Origin of the sequence: Leptolyngbya sp. FACHB-36 (genome assembly GCF_014695955.1) — a bacterium.
Classification (GTDB): Bacteria; Cyanobacteriota; Cyanobacteriia; order Leptolyngbyales; family Leptolyngbyaceae; genus FACHB-36.
Map to the genome: position 1 here is coordinate 1 of NZ_JACJPG010000076.1, position 2,080 is coordinate 2,080.

A 2,080-nucleotide genomic window follows, 5' to 3' on the forward strand; every position below is an offset into this window, starting at 1 on the left:
TGAACTGCGATCGTACTTCCAGCGAGAGTGGGCACACGCCAGTACCACGTTAGGAATCGGCTTGCTGCGCGATCGTCAAGCGGTCGAGGCTCGTGCTTACCTATGGCAATCGCTCCAGCAGTATCCCTGGAACCCCCGCAGCTTATCGGCTTTGGCGCTCAGCTATCTGCCTCAATCGATCGCGTATCCATTCATTCACCTGCGGAATCCCAATCTGCTGTCTCGCGCCCGCTAGTAGGGCTACGGACTCGCTAGAAAGCGTTCGTTCGATCAAGCACCACAACTTTTTGGTGAACGGCTATCCGCAGATAGCCGTTCATTTTTTCATAGTCAGCCATCGCGATTGCCTACCTGCCAAACAGCAGCCAAATTCCGCCCAGTGCAACGACCACTCCCAAAATTGCCCGTGCGCTCACTCGATTGCCCATTGCCAGCGCGATCGCCGTGACAAATAGCGGACTCGTCGCGCTGAGAGATTGGGCAATGCCCGTTGGCGCATACTTAAGCGACAGTTGCTGAAGCCAGATGGCGAGGTAGGTACTGGCAAAAGCGGTAGCGGCGATCGTCAGCGCCAACTGCGGCGATCGCAGCGGTTTTAAGTCTTGGGGCGATCGTCGTTGCAGCAGTCGCCACACCAGCAGCACCAGCACACCCGCCGCCAACCGGATAAACGTGCTCCATAGTGGATCGACCGCTGCCTCCAACAGCGCGGCTCTAGACAGCACTGCGCCGCCTGCTTGCCCAACTGCCGCCAGCACACCGAAGCCCACGCCGCTAAGGGAGGTAGCTTGGGGAATCTCTGGGGTGCGCTCTACCACAACCCACACAACGCCTACGATCGTCAGCGCAATTCCAGCCCATGCTCCAGTCTGTAATTGTTCGTTCAGAAACTGTGCGGCTAAAACCGCTGCCAGTGGCGGAGCCAGCGCTTCTAGCACCAGCGATCGTCGTGGACCAATCCGATTCAGCGCCTGAAAATAAGCGGTGTCTCCAAAACCAATCCCGATCGCGCCGCTCAGCAGCAGCAGTCCCAGCGAGTGGGTGCTCACCTGCGGCAGCAGTTCCCCCCGCAGCAGCAGCGTCAGAACCAGCAGCACGATCGCCACGCACCCTTTGACGAGGTTTAGCATCAGGGGCGATAGCTGCCGTCCCACTTGGGTATAGACGATCGACGCGACTGCCCAAATTGCCGCCGCGCCCAGCGCTGCTAGTTCACCTCGAAACTCCGCAAGAAAAACAACCATGAAAAAATGCAGACGTTATGGCAGTACCCACTAGACCCCTACGGTATCGCAGGTTGCCCGTAGCCGATCAAGTGTAAGCATGCCGAATCTTGCCGTTGCTGGGCAGCGTTACACCACCGCGCTGTAGAGGATCAAATTTTTTATCGTCTTCTTTTCTATTTGCTTAATGCTACAGTGCTTTACTTAGAGAAATAGTTAATCCGATCGCTTTAACTGAATACATCAACGATTACGCTTTATCTTCTTAAATAAGTAGAGGATTGCACCTCCATAGGTTGATTAAGCCTGGAATCTCAAACGTTACAAAGGGAGACGTAAGCAATCATTTTTGTTCCGATTGCTTCTTACGAGAAAACAAGTTTTGCTGATGGTTTGCACGCGCCTCTAACGCTGAGCGTTCAAGCTACAAAAGTTTCAGTCACTAGCGACTGCTAAGTAGAAATGCTTTGTTGAATGCATTTTCTATGGCATTGTCTGCGTGTTTCTGAATGCTGCAAACCATTGAGTTTAACCGCATCAAATATCAAGGAGAAATTCATGTTTTTGCACCAAAAGCGACTCCAGTACTTCACTCCGCCTGACCAACCCGATCCAATCTACGCAAAAAAACTGCAAGAGTTGATCGGCGGTCCGATGGGTGAAATGACTGTGATGATGCAGTACCTATTTCAGGGCTGGAACTGCCGTGGACCTGCTAAATATCGCGATATGCTGCTGGACATCGGCACCGAGGAAATTGGTCACGTTGAAATGCTGGCAACGATGGTCGCCCATCTGCTAGATAAAGCACCGCTCAAAGTGCAAGAAGATGGCGCGAAAGACCCGATCGTTGGCGC

2 protein-coding genes and 1 pseudogene are annotated in these 2,080 nt (G+C 53.4%); 2 read left to right on the top strand and 1 reads right to left on the bottom strand.

Features of this window, described 5'->3' with window-relative positions:
- A pseudogene (locus H6F43_RS01040) lies at positions 1-235 on the top strand (glycosyltransferase family 2 protein); the annotation flags it as partial.
- Positions 236-347: 112 nt separating this feature from the next.
- On the opposite strand, the gene H6F43_RS01045 reads toward H6F43_RS01040, so the two are convergent.
- Positions 348-1,244, bottom strand: coding sequence for a DMT family transporter (locus H6F43_RS01045; protein ID WP_190340173.1), 897 nt, complete (start codon positions 1,242-1,244; stop codon positions 348-350).
- Positions 1,245-1,781: 537 nt separating this feature from the next.
- Between H6F43_RS01045 and H6F43_RS01050 the strand changes: the two genes are divergently transcribed.
- On the top strand, positions 1,782-2,080 hold a 299-nt coding region (locus tag H6F43_RS01050), incomplete at its 3' end, for a manganese catalase family protein (RefSeq protein WP_190340174.1).